Below are 20,584 nucleotides of genomic sequence, written 5' to 3' on the forward strand. Positions count from 1 at the left end.
TTCTAAATCATATTATGCTAATGAATAACTTTTTTACCATTACAAATAAATAGGATAAAATTTATACTTCATTTATCTTTATTTATCCTATTACCTTCTTTTTTCTTTTTGGATAAAAAATAAGATTTGTTGGTGAAAAAAATATGCGCCTTATAAAGGTTTATTTATTACCCTATATAATAAAAGTGAGAATATGTAGTGATCCTAAAGATATTGTAAATGCTTATCTTTTTGATATAAAATTTTATTAGTGAATTGCCATATATTTATACATGACTTTTAAATTAGTAGCTAACAGTATTAGTTGCCCTACTAAACAAAAACATTAGTTACTTAACTGTATAATCTTGTTATGGCTTAAATAACGGTTATTGATATGTAAATATCACCAGAGGTAAAATTAGGAAGAAATTAAAAAATGATTTTATAAGATAGTATTGATACTTATTTATTCAAAATAGGATATGAATCCTCTATATTTCATGATACAACATCTACCTAGTTTAGGTATTCCTGACAAGATTATTGAGTCAAGTATTTTTTAATTTGGTGGTAATTTTTATGATTTACTTGAAACCTCTGAGGATAATAGTGATTAACTATAGAATTACAGATGCAGATGATAAATCAGAAAACCTCTATATCTATACATATAGGGAGGAATTTTCAAAAATAGGATAAAATTCATATACTGATTCAAGATAGAACAATAAGTTTCAAAAAACCATAGTCAGTAGAAAAGACTTGTACTGTAGATTATCTTCATATTATTGAGATAATTAAGGTGGATTATGATTTCCCATCACTTAAAAGTCCTTCTTGGATAGGGATGGTAGCTACTGTAAAGAAAAACTACTGATAGAGACAGTGGCTTGCGATGACACAACTAATTAAAGCCTGTGAATAGTCTGCACAGATGCTTTCCATAGACATGATTCCTAATATTTCATCACATCACAGCGAAATATTATGGCTATATATATTTCTCATAAATCACAAATAAGGATTAGTAATATGCACAACAGATTTTAGCTATAAAAACTTCCAAAATAGCACTATATTGTATTAACAATATGTATCATTTCAGTGAAAGTGACACATTGTAAGAAAAAGAACATATTTAACATGAACTATATATACTTTGTAAGTATATTGGGTAAGTATCACTTAGTATAAACTGTCTCAGTTTATCCTCAAGCCTTAAACGTTTATAATCTCCAGAAAATGTCTCCAGAATACACAAATATAATTATGCCAATAACTTATTATTAACAAATATGCAAAGTACTTACCAGGTATAAACTGGTCAAACAAGCAAAAATTATTGCTTAAATATTATAGCAAATTAAGCAATCAATATAAGTTGTCAACTATCATTTACTACTTAATTATGGCGGATATATTGACTGATATGGTCTTTGGAAAAATTTCCTTGATTACGGGTTTAGCATGGCTACTAATTGCCATTTTTATATCTATGGTTGGTGGTGCTATTAGTGGTATGATTATTGCTGGCAAAGAGATTGGTTATTTATTCTCTGCTATGTTAGGTGGCCTATTTGCACCAGCAGGTGTTATTCCCGCCATAATATTAGGACTATTTATTCTCAGCTTTCTTGGAAGATAGTATTCATTAACGTAAACCAGAATACAGTCTTTTTATTTGTATGAGTTATGCTTTATATAAATTCAGGCTAGGGATATGATGAAGCAGCTATGCTAACATTCTCTCTATTAAATTAAGGTGGGCTAATTATTCTCATTTTCTGATCTTTTAACTATTTATAATTCAGCTTCCTAACGAGTATTTATACACAATCCAGGGTGTAGTATTAGCATTATGATTTTTGTCTTAATACTGGAGAAATATGAATAAATTCAATACTATTAAAATTCATTTCCTGTACAAGATTAATTAGAGTTAATTTAATTAATTGAAAATATTGTGTTGAGTTATTATTTTAAAATAATTGTAAATTTGCAATACTTGTTAAATAATTATGTTCAGTAATGAACTACTCAAAATCAGCAAAAATTACTAAAAATCTAGTGTTTTTTTAAACGACATAAATTATTCATCATTTATGCTATCTTAGCTTCAGATATTAATAGCTTAACGTGTAAGTTTATTGAAATTCTATAATCAATTTTAAGGCTATACTAAACATAGTTATTAGCAAAATACTAGATTATAGAATTTTCTCTCTGTGGTAAATGTTTGTTTTTATCTATATAGACTATATCTATAACTATAGCTTTATTTAAAAACACGCCTAACTTTCTGCAGTACCCATTTTCTAAGGAGTAAAGATGTTTGATATTGGTTGGTATTCTACCCAACTACTCTTGAAGGGAAAACTATTGCGAGATCCCATAGATTTTGCATCGAAGACTATTGTTACCAGTAGTATAGCTTTGTTGATACTTATACCATTAGCATTAATAAAACTACCACTATGTATTCCTATTACTGTCTCCAGTTTTATTGCTGGCTTAATTATGCCATTTCTCCTGAAAGACTTCAAGATTAAGTAATATTTGAGTAGTTAATTGCGGCATATTATATATGCCCACTAACTAGAAATAAGTGATTTAAATTGGGAAAATAAGATATATTGTTCAACCTTATACTATATATAATTTAGAGTTATTTGTGGGTGATAAGAAGAAATAGCCATAATGCTTTAAAAAAATGATAAGTAATGACAGAGAAAGAAATACTATTCCAAAAAATTGAGTATTTTGAAAAAATTACTTCTGAATGGGATCAAAGTAAGCAAGATATCGTATCAGATCTTAAAAAGACATTATTGCTATTATGTAAATATGCCTTGATTAACGATGAACAAGATATTATTTCTAAATTATTAGTATCACCAACAAGCATAGATGTTGAATATGTAACACAAAGTTTTTTGCTTGATAATAAGTTTAGAGAAGTTCAGAGATCTCCCCTTTTACAGAGGCTACAGGAAGTTATATATAAAATTAGACCATATGTAGAGGAATATCATGATAGTATTGAGCTATTATCATTTAAGCCACCAGATACTTTAGAAATCGGATTAGTAAATAAAGCCAATAGAAAATCACATCGTAATGCAAATTTTATATCAAAAATAGAGCAGTCTATTCAATATTACTGTCCGGAAATAACTAAAATAATTATTGTTCAATAATGCTTAGTTTTTTCAAACATTGTAAAATCCATATCACAGTATTTTTGCAAATTCTTGTATCTGTAATTAAATAGAATAAATTTGATATTTACCATTATTGATAGCATGATTTATCTATTATATTCAATCTACTTAAACATAAACTAATTTCTATTAATCAATTGTTGTATAGACTATTGCAGACTATTAAATAGTAGTGAAGCATACTTAATTATGACCCTATTTTGTGAACGTTAATTTAAGTATCTAGGGTAAGATAAATATTATTTCTGCTAACCTAACATATACTTGCTTAAACTAGTTCATTTTGACAGATATTTTACTTAATGTTTCATCCACTTTATACTTATTTCTCTCTTCCAGAGTAGAAATACTATCAGCATAGGAAAATATAGGATAGACAAATCAATTATTAAGTACAACGCTAACATCACATCTGGGGTTAGTATTTATAATCCATGCGTACCATATGGCTGGAGTTATGCAGGTAAATCAAGAGAAGACAAAAATTGAACAGGATATAAGCTTAAGAATTAACTATATAAACTGCCCCTATTATGCTTACTATTCCTTCTGTACCAAGAAGTAATAGTAAGCATAATAGGGGCAGTTTATATATTACATTATGACAGCACAAGATTCTGTATCTAAATTCTGGAAAGTTATGGAAATACTACCTGCTCTGAACTTTATCCAAGGAAGAGTAGGTAGTATTTATTATCAAAATTTCGGGAAGTAATACTAATTTATTAAGTTTCCTCATGATGTTTAGGCAGCTCTACGAGTGATTGGTAGGTAAAATATAGATAGAGATTCCTCTAAAGTGAAACTAAATTTATGGGAATATCAGTAAAGCTACTTTGACACAAAGTAACTTCAAAGAGGCGGATTTTCACTCATCTAATTTTACTGTGTTGAATATGCCTGATTCTGTACTGGAATAAGTAAACATAGAAGGTAGTATATTTTTTACAGCAAATTTAGAATAAGCCAATTTACAATCTGTTAATTGATACAGAGTTAAATCTAAGTGCAGCAAATCTAAATCTAGCCTCCGTAAAAGACTCAAATTTGCGGTTAGCATATCTTTCTAGAGCAAGTTTAAGCAAACTAAATTCAAACTTGCCAACTTGTCTGATTGCAAATTATCCCTTGTTAATTTGCAATCAGCTAATTTAAATAAAGCTACTTTAAAAACCACAGGTTTGATTGGAGCTAATCTGAAGCAAGGCAAGTAAATTTGAATACATCCAAGTTAGAATAAGCACTATTGAGATTTACTGATACATAAAATCATTGATACTGCTCATAGAAAAAATAATGTTGCATATTTGCCTTATAATCATTATTCAAGGCACATTTAATTGTCTATGAATCACCAATAATATATATAGTCATAACGAAATAAGTTGATGAAAATATGTACTACGAAAATAGACACACTTCACTAGGATAAAATCTATAAGTTTAAGCTCAATTAACCCAAGAGGATCTAGGATATAATCCTTCACTATTAATCATGGATGACTACTATGGCTTCAAATCTAGAAACAGAAGGGGTTTGGTTATTAAATCAAAGGCAATTAGGTAGGCTAACGCTTATATCAGTCCTCAAATTAAATTAGTCCTCAGCTCTATAATTATGTGTTATTCACCACAAGTTTATAAAGAGCAAAACTATAATGGCTATGGTATGGAATTTTATTTTTGATGCTGCTATACGTAATATAGAATAAGCTTTTCTTTTTAAGATTTGTATATTGCAATTATGTATTTCCCCAAAATATAAGTAATTTCGGCAATTACTAGAGATAATAACTTAATAAACTCAAAAGATAATTAAATACCTTATTCTAATTATCTTTTGGCAAAACCTTTGTTGCACTTGTTCTATAACCGGGCTTGAGTCACCCAGTAAGGAACAAATACAATCTAATAATTTTCGAGCCCAACTCATGGGTAAGTACTAGGATTATAGAAATAAGTATACCCTAGTTGAAATACCAAAATATTGTATTTCATTCTCAAAATAAATAATTATCAGAATGGTAATTACCTAGTAATAAAAAAACAGGCAAACATTGTTTTGCAAAATTTATGCCAGGAACGAGACTTGAACTCGTGACACGAGGATTTTCAGTCCTCTGCTCTACCAACTGAGCTATCCCGGCAGATTGTTTTCCAACTATAAATAACTATTATTACAAACCTTTGATTATTAAGCAACCATTTTATTGTACTAGTATTTCTAATACCCATTAATTATAAGCTTCTCTGCTTCATTTACTGGGAAATGTAGTGAATTTTATTAACTATTATTAGCTTGATTGCATTATTATCAGGAAGCAGAGCACAAAAACACTTATTATTCTGTATCAAACACTACAATACATCAGTACTATCAGCTATAGACCTTATGATTTAATCTCATTCTTGAGAAATGACAACACTATAACTTGCATGGAGTTGCTGAGTGTTAAATTATTTCCTTTGCTATTAATAACTACCCACAGTGACAATGATTTGGAGAGGATATCATCCAAATATCCCAAGAGCATACAACAATCATAGCCAATTGTCTCTATATACTAATTACCATGAATAGAGTTACAAATCGTTAGGGTGGTGTTATCTTATAAGTGCCAACAGGGAAAGTATATCTGCTATTTAACAATAAATATGTTCTAACCTAAACTGAAATCTTTGTAGGGTAGTATTCAAATTTGAGATAATCCATCTTAAGGAGAAATAACTTTGTAATTATGTTAAGCCTCAAATATTACTCACAGATCAAAAGCTAGGATCAGGTAGATTAGCAATGTGGATAACAAATAATTTTGCGGGTATTTTAAGTCCAAAATATCTGTAACAGTTCTAATTGAGCATACATCCTATGAGGACAAGTGACTTAATTAGAATATATCTCCACATCAAATCAAAAATTCAAAAATAAAAATTCAATTTATTTGTAGAATTAAACCTTGGCTTCTATAAAAAATAAGCCAAAGTTCTATCTTCAATAACTATCAAATTGATTGATTGCTGATTTAATTTTTTCCAAGACCTCAGGGACAGCTATAGTCCCCAGGTCTCCAGAAGCACGGGTGCGAATACTCAAATTGTTTTTTTCTACCTCCTTTGCTCCAATAATAGCCATAATTGGTATCTTTTCTTTCTCCGCATTACGAATCAACTTACCTAAACGGCCACCACTCTTATCTACCTCTGCACGTATACCTGTTTTAATCATTTTTTCTACTACCATTATGGCAAAATCCAACTGCTGTTCTGTTACTGGCAACAATCTTATTTGTACTGGTGCTAACCATAAGGGGAAATCACCTGCATACTCCTCAATTAAAATCCCAATCAGCCTTTCCAGAGAGCCAAAAGGTGCACGATGTATCATTACAGGACGTTTACGAGTACCATCTTCAGCAACATATTCCAAATTAAATCGTTCTGGGAGGTTGTAATCTACCTGCACTGTACCCAACTGCCATTCCCGTTCTAGAGCATCTTGAAATATAAAATCAAGTTTAGGTCCGTAAAATGCAGCTTCCCCGATACCTTCAAAATAGTTTATTCCTAAATGTTCTACAGCTCGACGAATTGCACTTTGAGATTTTTCCCAAGACTCATCTGAACCAATGTATGTATTACTATTAGGATCACGAAAACTAAGTCTGGCTTTAAAATTATTCAGTTGCAAGCGTTTAAAAACAAAAAGAATTAAATCTACAACATTTATGAATTCTGCATCTAGCTGTTCTGGAGTAACAAACAAGTGGGAATCATCTACAGTAAACCCTCTTACTCTTGTTAAACCTCCCAATTCTCCAGATTGCTCGTACCGGTAAACTGTACCAAACTCCGTCAGTCGCATTGGCAATTCTCGGTAGGAACGTAGTTCGTTTTTATATATCTGAATGTGGAAAGGACAATTCATTGGCTTAAGAACAAAACCCTCTTCATCCAAATTTGCATTTGTATTTTCTGACATTAAGGGAAACATATCTTCTTTATACTGCTGCCAATGTCCGGAAGTCTTAAATAAATCTATCCTGCCAATGTGGGGAGTTTTTACTTGTAAGTAGCCTCGTTTTAATTGTTCTTTGTTAAGAAATTCCTCTAAAAGGCTAAGTAGTAAAGTACCCTTCGGTGTCCATAATGGCAAACCCGGGCCAACAATATCTGCGAAAAGAAATAATCCTAATTGTTTACCTAGTTTGCGGTGATCTCTTTTGATCGCTTCCTCTTTACGGTGTTTATATTCAGCTAATTGTTCAGGATTTTCCCAGGCTGTACCATATATACGTTGTAATTGGGCTTTTGTTTCATCTCCATGCCAATATACACCAGCTACACTTTCTAGTGCGATCGCCTTCGGGTCTATTTCACTAGTATTCTCTAAATGGGGACCAGCACATAAATCCCACCATTGATTCCCTAAATGGTAAATGGTGATGGGTTCCTGCTTTATATTTGTTAGTATCTCCAGCTTATAAGGCTCGTTAATTTCCCGAATCCTCTTTTCAGCCTCTTCTCTGCTGACTTCCTCCCTCACTACGGGCAATTTGCAATTAATAATCTTAGCCATCTCCTTCTGAATAACTTTGAGGTCTTTATCCGTAAATGGCTTAGGATTATCAAAGTCATAGTAGAAGCCTTGTTCTACCCAGGGGCCAATAGTTACTTGTGTTTCGGGAAACAACTTCTGCACAGCCATTGCCATCACATGGGATGTAGTATGACGAATTTTTTTTAATTGTTCCGACTCACTAGTACGAGGTAAAAAAACTTTTTCCTGTTGTTCCGGCTGATTGGAATTTGTATTTGGGGGCATTGGTTGTTGAAATGTTAGCAAATTGACTACTTTTGAGAAAAAGGGAAAGGATGATAAGAGATATGATACAGGTGAATTAAAATGATTTTCCTGACTTTGACTTACATGAATTCATTTATATAATTACTTCCAGTTTTTATTTGTATGATTCTAGAAACTTAGTTTTCCCATATAGCTTAGCTGTTCTCTATAATACGTTGGTAGCCCCTTGTATGGGGTAATTTGATTACCTTAAATATGGGGAAAGGCCCTTGCTCCCATATAAATGTAGTATGAATATTTATAGTGAGATCACTATATAACTCAAACATACATATTAATTCAAATTTTTTGTATAAAAATGTAAAATAAAGTAAATAAGGTTAAGATAATTGGGAAAAGCGAGGTTAAGTATATCTTTTATGAAAGACTCAGATACTAGGGTGTCTGAATTAATCGAAAATGTCTTACAATCATTACTTGATAATTTTCAATACTAGTTTGTACAATTGTATCAACCTAGTATTTAGAATCAGAGTCAATTCCATTTGTGACCAAACAGCAAAAAATGTCTTTGTTAGAAAGGATTGAGCAGGCATAAAATGAAGTTATTCCGGCAAAAATATTGTTCTCTAACACTCAAGAAAAGGCAGTTTGGAGATGGAAATTATCATATCTTGGCATAAATTACTTGTTGAGTACCAGAGGATTACTTTAATTTATCGCTATAGTCATAAAAGTGTTCAATCTAAAAGGAAAAATAGCAGACATTAGATGAAAGAATAATAATGTTCTTTGCAAACCTAACTAACACTGTAACTATGAAAAACATATATGATGGTAGATATATAACTACGTCAGGAGATTTCAATTAATATAAATTTTGCCACAGTGAGTTTCATACTTATTTAAGATGAGAGATTTTAAAATTTGTTGTTCTGGAGGAAAAAATAAATGTTGCACCTACTTTACATACTGTCTTTTACAATCCTTGCCTTTATTGCAATTAAAACCCTAATTCGGAACTTAGTATCTTTTAATTTCGACAGAGAAGAAACCCATAAACAATATAATCAAGGGAACTATACTTACTACTCAGAGGGTAAAAGCCCTGCACCCCATCCAGAACTTTTAGATGATTCTGGTAACTTAATAAAAGAACCACTGTTAGTTATGCGCTCTATTGATGTTGAGGATGCACGCCAAAAATTAGATGCTATGTACAATGATTCTTCCGCAAGTACAATTGAAAACCAAGAGGAGATATAACAGGTATAGCCCAAGCAAGGTAAAAGCTTAAGTCTAGTTTAAGTTTTACCTTTTTTATTGTTGTAGTAACACGAAAAATTCTTGTACTGAGATTGGGCTTTTTGGTTTTGTTAGGCCTGAAACTTATCTGAATTGATGAGGATAAGTCTGTTCTCAATGAGAATAAAAAACTACTACAGCCGACTGATTATTGTTATTAGTTATTGTCATAAATCATTAAAAATTTCTTTTTTTATGATCAATACTTAAAAGTTTTATTCAAGTCTTAACCTACTGATGAAAGTTATTTTGTAATAAAAACTCATTCAGGTAAAACTTTAAGATGGTTATTATTTCATTTAGTGCCTAATACTGCTACTTAATTGTGGCATTAGTTATCTTGTTACACTATCTCTGATAGTGGGAGTAAGATAATTTAAACAAATACACTTGGATATTTAATCTGGATTTTTCTCAACTTAGTCTAATATATCAAGTGCTGAAGAAATAAGACAATTTATCCCTATGTTTAATAATAACAGGTTTTATTAATGTAATAGTAATCAATGACACAAGGACAGCCAAAAGTAATTTTTTTAGATGCAGTTGGTACTCTCTTTAGTGTTAAGGGTAGTATTGGAGGGGTGTATAGTCAGATAGCCAATGACTTTGGTGTAAGGGTTCCTGCAGAAACTATTAATAGTCACTTTTTCTCTTGCTTAAAGGTATCGCCACCACCAATATTTCCTAATGTTGAAGAGAAAGACATCCCTGGAGAAGAATTTAACTGGTGGCAAAATATATCTTATAAAACTTTTGGTAAATCAGGGGTACTTGAACATTTTTCGGACTTCTCTGCTTTTTTTAGCGAACTTTATATTCATTTTGGTATGGCAGAACCTTGGTTCGTTTATGCCGATGTATTTACATCCTTAAAAAGGTGGCAGAAAATGGGTATTGATTTGGGTATTATTTCTAATTTTGACTCGCGTATATATTCAGTGTTAGAAGGTTTAGAACTTAGAGATTTTTTTAGCTCAGTTACTATTTCCACACAGGTTGGAGTAGCTAAGCCCGACCCGAAAATTTTTGCAATTGCCTTAGAAAAACATAATTGCTGTGCCAGTGAAGCATGGCACATTGGAGACAGTATCAGCAAAGACTATCAAGCTTCTAAAAAAGCCGGGTTAAGAGGAATTTGGATTAATCGTCAGCAATAATAGAATCAAAATTGAATGATATGGCAATGCCACAATATATTAAAATGCTATGGTTATTCTGGAGTAGTATGTGTCAGAGATGAATACTATTTCAACTTTATTTTATTTTAGCAACCTTAAGCAGTCTGAGCAATCTTACTGACAGTATTTGAAGTTTATTTTTCTTTTACGGTTAAAGATTATACATTTTCTGAATGATTATGGTTAGAAGCTTTGATTGTAGTTGGGATTTTTAAAGTATTACAAGGTTTCCCCACAGTTTTTCTCATTCCTAACCTCAATCGCATTGTCTGTCATGTGCAAGAGGGAACACTGGACTTTTTATCCTTGGGGATTACCATATATGATTTTTGGTAGTGTTGTTATTGCTTATGCAGGAGGAAAAATTGGTTTAGGGCTAGATAATTATTTACTGGGCTTAATACAATTATTTTGCGTATCAACTATCCCATAATATGGGAAGTACTAGCATTTGGTTTATCAAAATTTATAGTATTACTCAATTACTTCAGGGTTTGTTAGAGGCAGGAAGATATGATCCTATGATAGTATACCCTACAGCCTATCGCTTCTTTTTCACCTTCGTTATCCCAGTAGCTTTTCTAACAACATTTCCGGTACAAGCCATACTAGGCAGGGGGCAAATTCACAGTTTCACATTGCATCTTTACTGGCATTCATACTGTTTTTTGTTTCCACAGTTTTTTGGCGATTTGCATTGCGTTTTTATACAAGTGTATCTAGTTAAAAAAATAGTATATTTGCGAATAAGAACAAGATGAACTCAAGAATTAAAGAGGTCCAACAGATGGTTGAAAATTAACACCCAAATCAAATTATATGTATTGATTAGAGCAAGTACATGTAATAGTGAAAAATACACCCCCAGCTAATATAAAACAAAGCAGATACTTTTTTATAGCTTAAAATCTAAAAACTCTATTGAATCAATAAATTATACTAATACTCCAAAATATCAAAAATAACGTTAATGTCAAAAATAATGTTGACTTTAAGTAATTATTTACTGTAAGTGGATATAACTTTGAATCCTCGGGCTGTGGCAAAATAAAACGGTAAGAAGAGACATTTATATATCAAGGTAATTTAGTGAGTTATACTTCTGGTACTAAACGCCGTGCAGTGTTTCCCTTTACGGCCATTGTGGGTCAACAAGAAATGAAATTAGCTCTAATTTTAAATGTAATTGACCCAAAAATCGGCGGTGTAATGATTATGGGTGATCGTGGTACAGGTAAGTCCACAACTATTAGGGCCCTGGCTGATTTACTTCCAGAAATACCTATAGTTGCTAACGATCCTTTCAACAGCCATCCCAGCGAACCCGATTTAATGAGTGATGATATTAGACAAAGGTTACTTCAAGGTGAGAATATTCCAGTAGCTCAGAAAAAAGTAGAGATGATTGATTTACCCCTGGGTGCTACAGAAGATAGAGTTTGTGGGACTATTGATATTGAGAAAGCCTTATCTGAAGGAGTAAAAGCATTTGAACCCGGTTTGCTAGCTAAAGCTAATCGGGGTATCCTCTACGTAGATGAAGTTAACCTCCTTGATGACCACTTGGTAGATGTATTGCTTGACTCTGCCGCCAGCGGTTGGAATACTGTGGAAAGAGAAGGTATTTCCATACGTCATCCTGCACGATTTGTATTAGTTGGTTCTGGGAACCCCGAAGAGGGAGAATTACGCCCCCAATTGTTAGACAGGTTTGGGATGCATTCAGAAATTCGCACAGTTAGAGAACCAGCTTTGCGGGTGCAAATTGTAGAGCAAAGGTCCGAATTTGACAAAAATCCATCAGAGTTTTTAGCTCGGTATAAAATAGAGCAAGAAGAATTACAGCAACGTATTGTTAATGCCCAAAAACTTCTAACTCAATTAAATATTGATTATAATCTGCGAGTCAATATTTCCGAGGTTTGTTCTGAGCTGAACGTAGATGGTTTACGTGGTGATATTGTTACTAACCATGCTGCTAAAGCCTTAACAGCTTTTGAGGGACGTACTGAAGTTACAGTAGAGGATATTCAACGAGTAATTACTTTATGCTTGCGTCATCGACTCAGGAAAGATCCTTTAGAAGCTATTGACTCTGGTTATAAAGTGGAAAAAGCTTTTTCTCGAGTTTTTGGCGTGGCGACATCAGAAGATACAGCACAAGCTAATAGTAAAAAGTAAGGCATTTAATTCTGAATATAATTCTAGAATTAAATTTAGTCACTCATTCAGGGGACACTCCAAAAAATCCAGAGCAGGACTTATAGTAATCCTACTCTGGATTACTATAAGCTTTCTGGAAAATGCATTTCTCAAAATCAGGCTAGAGGCAAAAATCATAATAAAACGTTATCTAGCTGGATTAACTACAAATTGAGGTAGCAAAAATCATTCAATTAACAGGTGGATTTAATTGTTTTTATTAGTATAATCACAAACCTAATAATTCTAACCCCTTGTTTATTTTAAGGTCAATTTGAGAAGTTGACATTTATGGTTGAACATTATCATTTTGGCTAACTCACTTAACAAATTTGTGAAACCATCTATGAAACTGATAAATGGTTTTTCAGAAATAAACCATTTTCCAAAAATCCCAAAATAATGGACAACTTTACGGACAATTATTTCTAGTTTTAATTCAAATTATAATATTATATTCATATCTATATAGAGTTAATTGCAATATCATCCAGATATGAAAAGTGAACAAACTGAACATTTAACAATTAATACAAAGAATGGCTAATTATAGATACTATTGTAATAGGGTGTATTCAAAATACTCCAAATTAATTTACGGCCAGACAGACTAATCACTACTAATTTTTTTACTCATATTTTATTGACAAAGCTATTAAATAAGATAAATAACCCTGCTGTGTAGGCTTATTTTTTAAACTACTCAAATTTTAGACTTTAATCTTTTCTGTTATCTTAGATAATTAAAGTACAGTTTTAGGCATAGTCTGATAAAACTATCTGGAGGTTCATGTCAAAACCGATTTATTTTTGTAAGCAAATGTTTAACTCTCTGGTATTTCCTTCGAACTATATTTAGGACAGGGAAAAAATGTCCTAGTCCTAATATCCTGTTATATTTAATTAATTGTTCACATATAAACTATACAAGACCTTATCCTCAGCTACCATTATTATGGGGATTTACACACCACCTAATAAAGACAAGTAAATTATATATTGGTGTATGTGGACGTTTTAGTATAGCAGTGTAAGTATCTTGGAAAAATTTCTCTTCCCTTTTAATATGGGTTACCTAACTTGACTATGATATAATTTACAGCTCATAGTCAAGTTGGGCTGTGTGGAAAGTATATTAATATTTACTCTAATTACCCATACACTCAATTGCCCATACATACACTCAATTGCCCATAATTTTAAAGATAATTATTTATTTGAGTATATTCAATTAAGATAATTTCTTTACTGTGCGCGATTAAAGTGTTGTATTGCAGAGTTGACTTAAGTAAATGGATGCAGTACATTTATGTGGTAATAGGCCAGAGGTTGGTAGGCTGTAAATTTGTCTTCTCCATTATTGGGTTGAAAAAATAACATCAACGATTATATGGGGAAGCCGGGAATTGGTAGTCATGCCTCATAAGGTTTGTTTGTAAATGATAGGCTGCCCGTACGGTGAATTTAAGGATAATTTTATGACCTACGCAATTATTGAGACTGGTGGCAAACAACTTCGAGTGGAATCGGGGCGTTTCTATGATGTTGAATTGCTGTCTTGTGAGCCAAATGAAAAAATTTCGATAGAATCCATATTATTGGTTGAGCATAATGGTGAAGTCACTGTAGGACGTCCTTTAGTTACAGGCGCAAAGGTCGAAGGAACCATTGTCCGTCACTTGAGAGGCCGTAAAGTGCTTGTATACAAAATGAAACCAAAAAAGAAGACTCGTAAAAAGCGCGGTCACCGTCAGGAAATAACCAGACTAATGATTGACTCCATAAGCCTTAATGGTTCCATACTAACAGCCTCTCAGGAGCCAATCCAGGAAGATACGGATACTGTCTCAGTTGTTGCAGCAAAATAATAATAAAGAAGTATTATTACAGAATAAGGAGAAATTATGGCTCATAAGAAGGGAACAGGTAGTACTCGTAATGGTCGTGACTCGAATGCCCAAAGGCTTGGCGTGAAACGTTATGGTGGCCAAACTGTTCGTGCAGGCAATATAATAGTGCGTCAGCGCGGAACAAAGTTTCATCCTGGTAATAATGTAGGTATCGGTAGTGATGATACTCTATTTGCCTTAATTGATGGCATTATCACTTTTGAACGTAAGGGTAAAAATAGAAAGAAAGTAAGTATATATGCGGCTAGCACGATAATTTAAGGTTAAACCTCTTAGTCAAAAATTTTGCTGTGAGAATTTTTAAATACCTGGCTCTGGTATTTTTATATTTCTTGGCTTTGACATAACTATTAATATTTTATTCCCTGCCCATTCAAACAAGCAGACTAATAACAGTTGTTAATTTGTTCTTCTTACTGAAGGAAATCAGTCATAATTCAAACAAAGGATAGCAAGGAATAACATATTATAAAATCCTTAGCCTTGAAATTTACCTTACTTTTCTGAGTTTCCGAAAGGATTAATTTCAAGGTCAGGCTATATACCTGAGAAATAGTATATTTTGCAGTGATTGCCCAAATGCCAAGAATTGCTGCAAAGAATTAGAAATAACATTACTGTAATGTTCCGGTTGACTAGTGCATAACAACCGAACTGTACAAATTAGCTCAATTAGCACCTCATCTAGTATTAATACCTCTAAGCTAGTGTTCTCATGTACAGGCAGAGCTAAAATAAAATCTAGGTTGGGGAATCTTACCATTATATATATCCATTACAATTACGGAAGAGAGTAGAGCTAAGTAAGATTAATTTTCCAAGTGTACCCTAATTGAATCTTCTGTTGAGTAGTAATTTACTTAGGCTCCACAGAAAAATGAGTTTTTATTAAAACACTCTAAATAATTTATTATGAGTTTAACTTAATCTACATGGGTTAGTGTTTATCAACATAAGGGTGATTCATAAATTTCCTAACTTTACTGAAAGTAAACATTAAAAAATATATTTGGCCCGTTATTACATATTTAAATTTTATATTTACTTGGCCTGGATAAATCTCTGCTATAGGCTAGTAACAATCAAGAAACACTGAAAATCACACCTTCGGACTGAATTTATATTTACTAAAAACAAGTCTGCTAGTGGTAAAGACTAAAGTAACTAATATGTTTGCAACTACAGCATTATCCTACCATAGAGGAGGATAATGCTGCGGACTTTCACTTTTCTTGAGGAGAGCCTGGTCTAGTTGTAACAGTATTTATTTTTCTATTACCAATATTTAACAAATAAAAAATGCAACATGAACCCAGACACCAAGCCAAGTAATGAAATGAATAATATAAATCGAAAAGCAAGCTTTTCTCTATATCCTAAGGTTTGAAGGTCTAGTCTAACTAATATTATGGTAGCAACGATAACTAGTATGTCAAGGAACATTCTGAATCTTGCCAAAACGAAAAATAATAAAAATGCACCTAATAGAGTAACCCCAAAATATCTTAGGTTTGATCGTAAGAGGAAATGTAAAAAGCCAGAAATTCTGCGCCAAGGAGCATTAAAGCAACTCGTAAGGATTAATATAGCTATAACCACTAATAGCCAATTAAGTGAATAACTTCTTAATTGACAGGTGGCCCATCCAATATTGATGTAAGTTAACAGTAGTAAAAATAGAGAGTCCCACGGTATTTTCCTGATAATATTTATCATTAAGGATGATTTACTCAGTTGAGGAATTAATACACTATTGGTAACAACCACTGTTTTACCCTAAATATCAAGCTTTAGATTGGATTTCTTTGAAGAGTATTTAATTATCCTGATACATGCGAATTCAGTTTAATGAAAATTAATAAAAAGGGATAAGGGGAAGAACTATTTTATATCTCTTACCTCATGTTATTAGTTGACTACCATAATTTTTTGGAATCCATATTACCAATTGCATGTTCCCTCAGCAGCGATGTAGAGAGGAAAATTCGTCCAAGTAACAAGCATTAATAATGCTAAGGGAAAGGCAAATTAGAATGAAAGTTCAGCTATGTTTCCATTAGAATGACATATTTTCGTTGTGTATTAATTTTCATCTTCCTCATCAAATAGATCACCCCGCTCTAGTTCCCAAAGAATTTGATTACCTTCTCTTCTAACACGTGAAACTACCCAGTTACGCCAGCGCCATTCATCTCCCCTACTAGTAACAGCACTGGCATGAACACCCATTAAGTCTGCCAGTTCGGAACTGGTTATCAAATAACCTTTAGCTGCAATTTCGTCAGCGACATGAAGGGTTTCCAATAGGTTACGGATGTGCACCATCCTTAATTCACTAGAAATCGTCTCACTATTTAGTGAAGCAGTGGCATTGGATGAGTCAATCATATTTTTTTGTAATACAAAAGGTTCAAAATTTTGTGTATTTTCGTTACCTGGTTTGTTATTTGAATTTCCACTAGATGCTGCAGCCAAATCATATTCATTTTGTGGTTGTGAATTGCAGCTAGAAATTTGTGTTAGGAATGGTTCGGTACCATTGGCAAATGCACGAGCGATCATATCACAACGTTCATTTCCCACATTTCCTGAATGACCCCTGACATGTTGCCATTTTATGTGATGACTGTTAAGTTCATCTAAAGTTACTAGCAAGTCTTGATTAACAACTGGTTTGCCATCGGCTTTCTTCCACCCCTTTGCTTTCCAGCCTGTTACCCATTTTGTTACACAGTTAATTAAGTATTCACTATCTGTGTAAAGGGTAATTTGTTCATTTTTTTCACTAGTTTGCAGATATCGCAAAGCTGCAATTGCAGCTTCTATCTCCATCCGGTTATTAGTAGTGCAATCACATGGCTCGCCTATTTCATGAATCGAACCATCATTAAAATAGATAACCACACCCCAACCACCAGGACCAGGGTTCCCAGTGCAGGCACCATCGGTGTATATACTTTGGATTTTATGAACTGGAGACATAATAACAATTTAAAACCGCAGCAGAGTGAATTCTGAAATTGAATCACGGAAAACACACAAGAATATTAAGGTTATCATGATTATTGCCATACAAAAACGTAAAACAGTCATAAGTATAGACCAGTTAAGATTTACAAGAAAACCCCAAATAATTTCCTAAGATTAAAAACCTTTAATGATGTGATATATACAGACTACTTCCTGGTAAGGATATTAGCTCACATTAATTAAACTTTGCCTTATTTACACTTAAAAGTTGGTAAACTTTCTCTAAACGTATTAAGTATATTTGGCTTTTATAGATAAATTATTGATTTCTGGGCTTTTAGTAATCAAATTGTTGGTAGATAATAAATTGGCACCCTTAACTATAAATAAGAGAAATAAAGCTGCATAAATCCTAGAAAGTTCCAGGTAGAGAATATTGGATCATGTATTTGTTGCGACTCACAATAAATACATGATTCAATATTCATTACATAGGTACTAGTCGAAATGCCAAAATTTAGCAAAAAATTTGGTAATAGTATCTATAAGGATATTCTATATAAGTTAAAAAAGGAGGGAATAGCACACTTGTAAATTTAACTGAGGCTTTGGGACAAACCCTCAACAAAAAATTCTATGTATGTTTTACCCAAAAAGAACAAAGGCTCAGTGGCTACTCTAAAGTGGTTAACTTCTAAGCCTTTGATAAAGACAAACTTACTTAATTTTGCTTAATCTCTCCCAGTACAGAATTAACTTCAGAATCTAACATTTGTTGGGCATATAATACTTCAGCATCAATGTTAGGGCTAGTTTCGGCTATTTGGATGTAGGACTGATGGATTTGATTATTAACTGCCACTGTCTTCACATCGTAAATTTGTGTGACTATTTTGGGATATACGCCAATAGCAATAATCGGAACAAGAAGACAAGCAGCAATAAACACCTCACGATTGCTTGCATCTCTATATTTTGATTCATTTGGTAATAAGCAGTCTGTGCCAAAACATACGGCTCCCTCATCATCTAGGTTTTCCCAGTAGATGTTATCAATTTCGCAGTTATTATCGGCTCCAGTTCCGTAAAATACTTGTCGCAGTAGATTGAGTAGATAAATAGGGGTAAGGATAACTCCAACTGCAGCCAGAAAAACCATCATAATACAAAACACAGAACTGTAGATATCACTACTAGTCAAACCAAGAAATACTGTCAGCTCGCTTGCAAAACCACTCATTCCAGGAATTGCTAAAGAGGCCATTGCACTTACTGTAAAAAGGGCAAATACTTTGGGCATCACTTGACCAATACCACCCATTTTATCCATCAGTAGAGTGTGAGTACGATCATAAGTAACCCCTGCTAGAAAGAATAGTACTGCTGCAATCAAGCCATGAGAAATCATCTGTAACATGGCCCCACTTATACCCAATTCACTATAGGAAGCAATACCCAATAGAACAAATCCCATATGGGAAACGGAGGAATATGCTAAGCAGCGTTTCATATTGGGTTGGGCAAAGGAGTTTAATGCCCCATAGATAATATTCACAACTCCCAAGACTGCTAAAACTGGGGCAAAATATACGTGGGCATTTCCCAAAGTCATTAAATTAAGGCGAATTAGTCCATAAGCGCCCATTTTTAATAAAATACCTGCTAAAATCATCGATACGGGTGCAGACGCCTCACCATGAGCATCTGGTAACCATGTATGTAAGGGGAAAATAGCTAACTTAACACCAAAGGCAATCATTAACCCCACATACAGGAGTAATTCAAAATTTAGGGGATAATTTTTCAAAGCCAGGTCAGCGATATCAAAGGTGACATTATCACCATAAAAAGCCATACCTAGAGCTGCTAATAATATAAATATGGAAGCACCAGCAGTGTAGAGTAGGAATTTTGTTGCTGCGTAACGCCGCTTTTTACCACCCCAAATAGAAATCAACAAATAAACAGGAACTAATTCTAGTTCCCACATCATGAAAAAAAGCAGCAAATCCCGAGCCACAAATACCCCTATTTGTGCCGAATATAACAGCAACATCAGGAAATAAAATAGACGGGGCTTGAGGTTAACCTGCCAAGCAGAAAATATTGATAAAGTAGTCACAAGTCCTGTCAGTAATACCAAGGGTACTGAGATACCATCGACTGCAATGGTCCAGTTAAAACCAAGTTGAGGTACCCAGGTATACTTTTCCACAAGTTGAAAAGTAGAACTGCTAACATCGTAGTTCTTCGAAAAGACGTGACACATCAAGACAAAATCTAAAATTGCCACACTTAGAGCATACCACCGTACATTTTTACCATTCTTATTAGGTAATACGGGAATAAGCAGAGAGGCTATGAGTGGCAGTAATATAATTACAGTGAGCCAGGGGAATCGACCAGTTATCATTGCAACAAGCAAAAATACTTGACTTTGTTAGTGTTATTATCATACTAAACTTTGTAACAACAGATTCATAAAAATCTTATCTAGGAATAGCATAAGAGGGACTTATGATACAGTAGTCTATTTAAAGACAAACGTTTAATAGCGCTTGGAATACAATTAATATTTTCACGGAAACTTGGGACCCTATCAGTGAAATGATATTCTTGCTAAGACAGTAGTATTTTCTGAGACACAAACTGGAAACTGTATTAATTCAGCAATGTCATTATTAGTATTAGTTTGCAGTTGTGAGGATTTCTTGGATAGTGCTAGGAATATTGTAGGCATATAAATTACTTCTATAATTGTGCCCATGAGTTGTGTAATCCCTTAATTAAATTCAATTTGAAGTGACTTTTAATTTTATTAATGTTAATCTTTATTCGTCAGAATATTCTAAATATGAGTATAGATTATGTCTAATATATCTGTTATTTAGGTAAATGCCATGTTAATGGTTGATGATAAGTCTGCAAATATAATCATGTGAGTCATCTTAAGAAGTAAGATAGGTTTTCTGATAAAAAATAGCCACATTAGTTTTACTACTCCCTTAA

General features: G+C 33.0%; 15 protein-coding genes, 1 tRNA gene and 2 pseudogenes. 13 read left to right on the forward strand and 5 right to left on the reverse strand.

What is annotated here, in order from left to right; translation table 11 throughout:
• Nucleotides 1–1,411: 1,411 nt before the first annotated feature.
• The 5 genes and pseudogenes from RINTHH_RS04130 to RINTHH_RS11675 all read left to right on the forward strand — a co-directional run.
• A complete protein-coding gene (locus RINTHH_RS04130) occupies nucleotides 1,412–1,627 on the forward strand; it encodes a hypothetical protein (RefSeq protein WP_008233249.1) in 216 nt (71 codons plus the stop codon).
• Nucleotides 1,628–2,310: 683 nt separating this feature from the next.
• Nucleotides 2,311–2,535: a hypothetical protein gene (locus RINTHH_RS04135; RefSeq protein WP_008233250.1), complete on the forward strand. Its 225-nt coding sequence runs from the start codon at nucleotides 2,311–2,313 to the stop codon at nucleotides 2,533–2,535.
• Between the two features lie 167 nt (nucleotides 2,536–2,702).
• A complete protein-coding gene (locus RINTHH_RS04140; protein ID WP_044304596.1) occupies nucleotides 2,703–3,179 on the forward strand; it encodes a hypothetical protein in 477 nt (158 codons plus the stop codon).
• Nucleotides 3,180–4,024: 845 nt separating this feature from the next.
• Entirely contained in the window at nucleotides 4,025–4,123 is a 99-nt protein-coding gene (locus tag RINTHH_RS11670) for a pentapeptide repeat-containing protein (RefSeq protein ID WP_408005754.1), read from the forward strand.
• A 168-nt stretch (nucleotides 4,124–4,291) separates the two neighbouring features.
• A pseudogene (locus RINTHH_RS11675) lies at nucleotides 4,292–4,417 on the forward strand (pentapeptide repeat-containing protein); the annotation flags it as partial.
• A gap of 860 nt (nucleotides 4,418–5,277) precedes the next feature.
• Here the strand turns inward: RINTHH_RS11675 and RINTHH_RS04150 are convergent.
• Both RINTHH_RS04150 and thrS read right to left on the reverse strand, forming a co-directional pair.
• Nucleotides 5,278–5,350: transfer RNA gene (locus RINTHH_RS04150), tRNA-Phe, on the reverse strand.
• Nucleotides 5,351–6,195: 845 nt separating this feature from the next.
• Nucleotides 6,196–8,025: a threonine--tRNA ligase gene (gene thrS / locus RINTHH_RS04155; protein WP_008233254.1), complete on the reverse strand. Its 1,830-nt coding sequence runs from the start codon at nucleotides 8,023–8,025 to the stop codon at nucleotides 6,196–6,198.
• 933 nt (nucleotides 8,026–8,958) lie between these two features.
• Between thrS and RINTHH_RS04160 the strand changes: the two genes are divergently transcribed.
• The 6 genes and pseudogenes from RINTHH_RS04160 to rpmA all read left to right on the forward strand — a co-directional run bounded on the left by RINTHH_RS04160 (nucleotide 8,959) and on the right by rpmA (nucleotide 14,866).
• Complete coding sequence (locus tag RINTHH_RS04160) at nucleotides 8,959–9,273, forward strand: DUF2973 domain-containing protein (protein ID WP_008233255.1); 315 nt, start codon at nucleotides 8,959–8,961, stop codon at nucleotides 9,271–9,273.
• Nucleotides 9,274–9,818: 545 nt separating this feature from the next.
• Nucleotides 9,819–10,472, forward strand: coding sequence for an HAD-IA family hydrolase (locus RINTHH_RS04165; RefSeq protein WP_008233256.1), 654 nt, complete (start codon nucleotides 9,819–9,821; stop codon nucleotides 10,470–10,472).
• Nucleotides 10,473–10,555: 83 nt separating this feature from the next.
• Nucleotides 10,556–11,220: pseudogene (locus tag RINTHH_RS04170) on the forward strand (ABC-2 family transporter protein).
• A 362-nt stretch (nucleotides 11,221–11,582) separates the two neighbouring features.
• Nucleotides 11,583–12,674, forward strand: a complete 1,092-nt coding sequence (gene bchI, locus RINTHH_RS04175) for a magnesium chelatase ATPase subunit I (protein WP_008233259.1) — start codon at nucleotides 11,583–11,585, stop codon at nucleotides 12,672–12,674.
• A gap of 1,499 nt (nucleotides 12,675–14,173) precedes the next feature.
• Nucleotides 14,174–14,563, forward strand: a complete 390-nt coding sequence (rplU, locus tag RINTHH_RS04180) for a 50S ribosomal protein L21 (protein ID WP_044304599.1) — start codon at nucleotides 14,174–14,176, stop codon at nucleotides 14,561–14,563.
• A 36-nt stretch (nucleotides 14,564–14,599) separates the two neighbouring features.
• On the forward strand, nucleotides 14,600–14,866 hold the full coding sequence (rpmA, locus tag RINTHH_RS04185; RefSeq protein ID WP_044304600.1) for a 50S ribosomal protein L27: 267 nt from the start codon (nucleotides 14,600–14,602) through the stop codon (nucleotides 14,864–14,866).
• A gap of 271 nt (nucleotides 14,867–15,137) precedes the next feature.
• Here rpmA and RINTHH_RS04190 read toward each other — a convergent pair whose 3' ends face one another.
• On the reverse strand, nucleotides 15,138–15,368 hold the full coding sequence (locus RINTHH_RS04190; protein WP_008233262.1) for a hypothetical protein: 231 nt from the start codon (nucleotides 15,366–15,368) through the stop codon (nucleotides 15,138–15,140).
• A 666-nt stretch (nucleotides 15,369–16,034) separates the two neighbouring features.
• Here RINTHH_RS04190 and RINTHH_RS04195 point away from each other — a divergent pair.
• Entirely contained in the window at nucleotides 16,035–16,226 is a 192-nt protein-coding gene (locus RINTHH_RS04195; RefSeq protein WP_155943903.1) for a hypothetical protein, read from the forward strand.
• Between the two features lie 461 nt (nucleotides 16,227–16,687).
• Here RINTHH_RS04195 and rnhA read toward each other — a convergent pair whose 3' ends face one another.
• Nucleotides 16,688–17,587, reverse strand: a complete 900-nt coding sequence (rnhA, locus tag RINTHH_RS04200) for a ribonuclease HI (RefSeq protein WP_008233264.1) — start codon at nucleotides 17,585–17,587, stop codon at nucleotides 16,688–16,690.
• A 25-nt stretch (nucleotides 17,588–17,612) separates the two neighbouring features.
• Here rnhA and RINTHH_RS11345 point away from each other — a divergent pair, with 25 nt between their 5' ends.
• Complete coding sequence (locus RINTHH_RS11345) at nucleotides 17,613–17,747, forward strand: hypothetical protein (protein WP_269208828.1); 135 nt, start codon at nucleotides 17,613–17,615, stop codon at nucleotides 17,745–17,747.
• 549 nt (nucleotides 17,748–18,296) lie between these two features.
• Here the strand turns inward: RINTHH_RS11345 and RINTHH_RS04205 are convergent.
• Entirely contained in the window at nucleotides 18,297–19,988 is a 1,692-nt protein-coding gene (locus RINTHH_RS04205) for an NAD(P)H-quinone oxidoreductase subunit 4 (protein ID WP_044304603.1), read from the reverse strand.
• Nucleotides 19,989–20,584 lie beyond the last annotated feature (596 nt).

The organism is Richelia intracellularis HH01 (assembly GCF_000350105.1).
Lineage (GTDB): Bacteria > Cyanobacteriota > Cyanobacteriia > Cyanobacteriales > Nostocaceae > Richelia > Richelia intracellularis.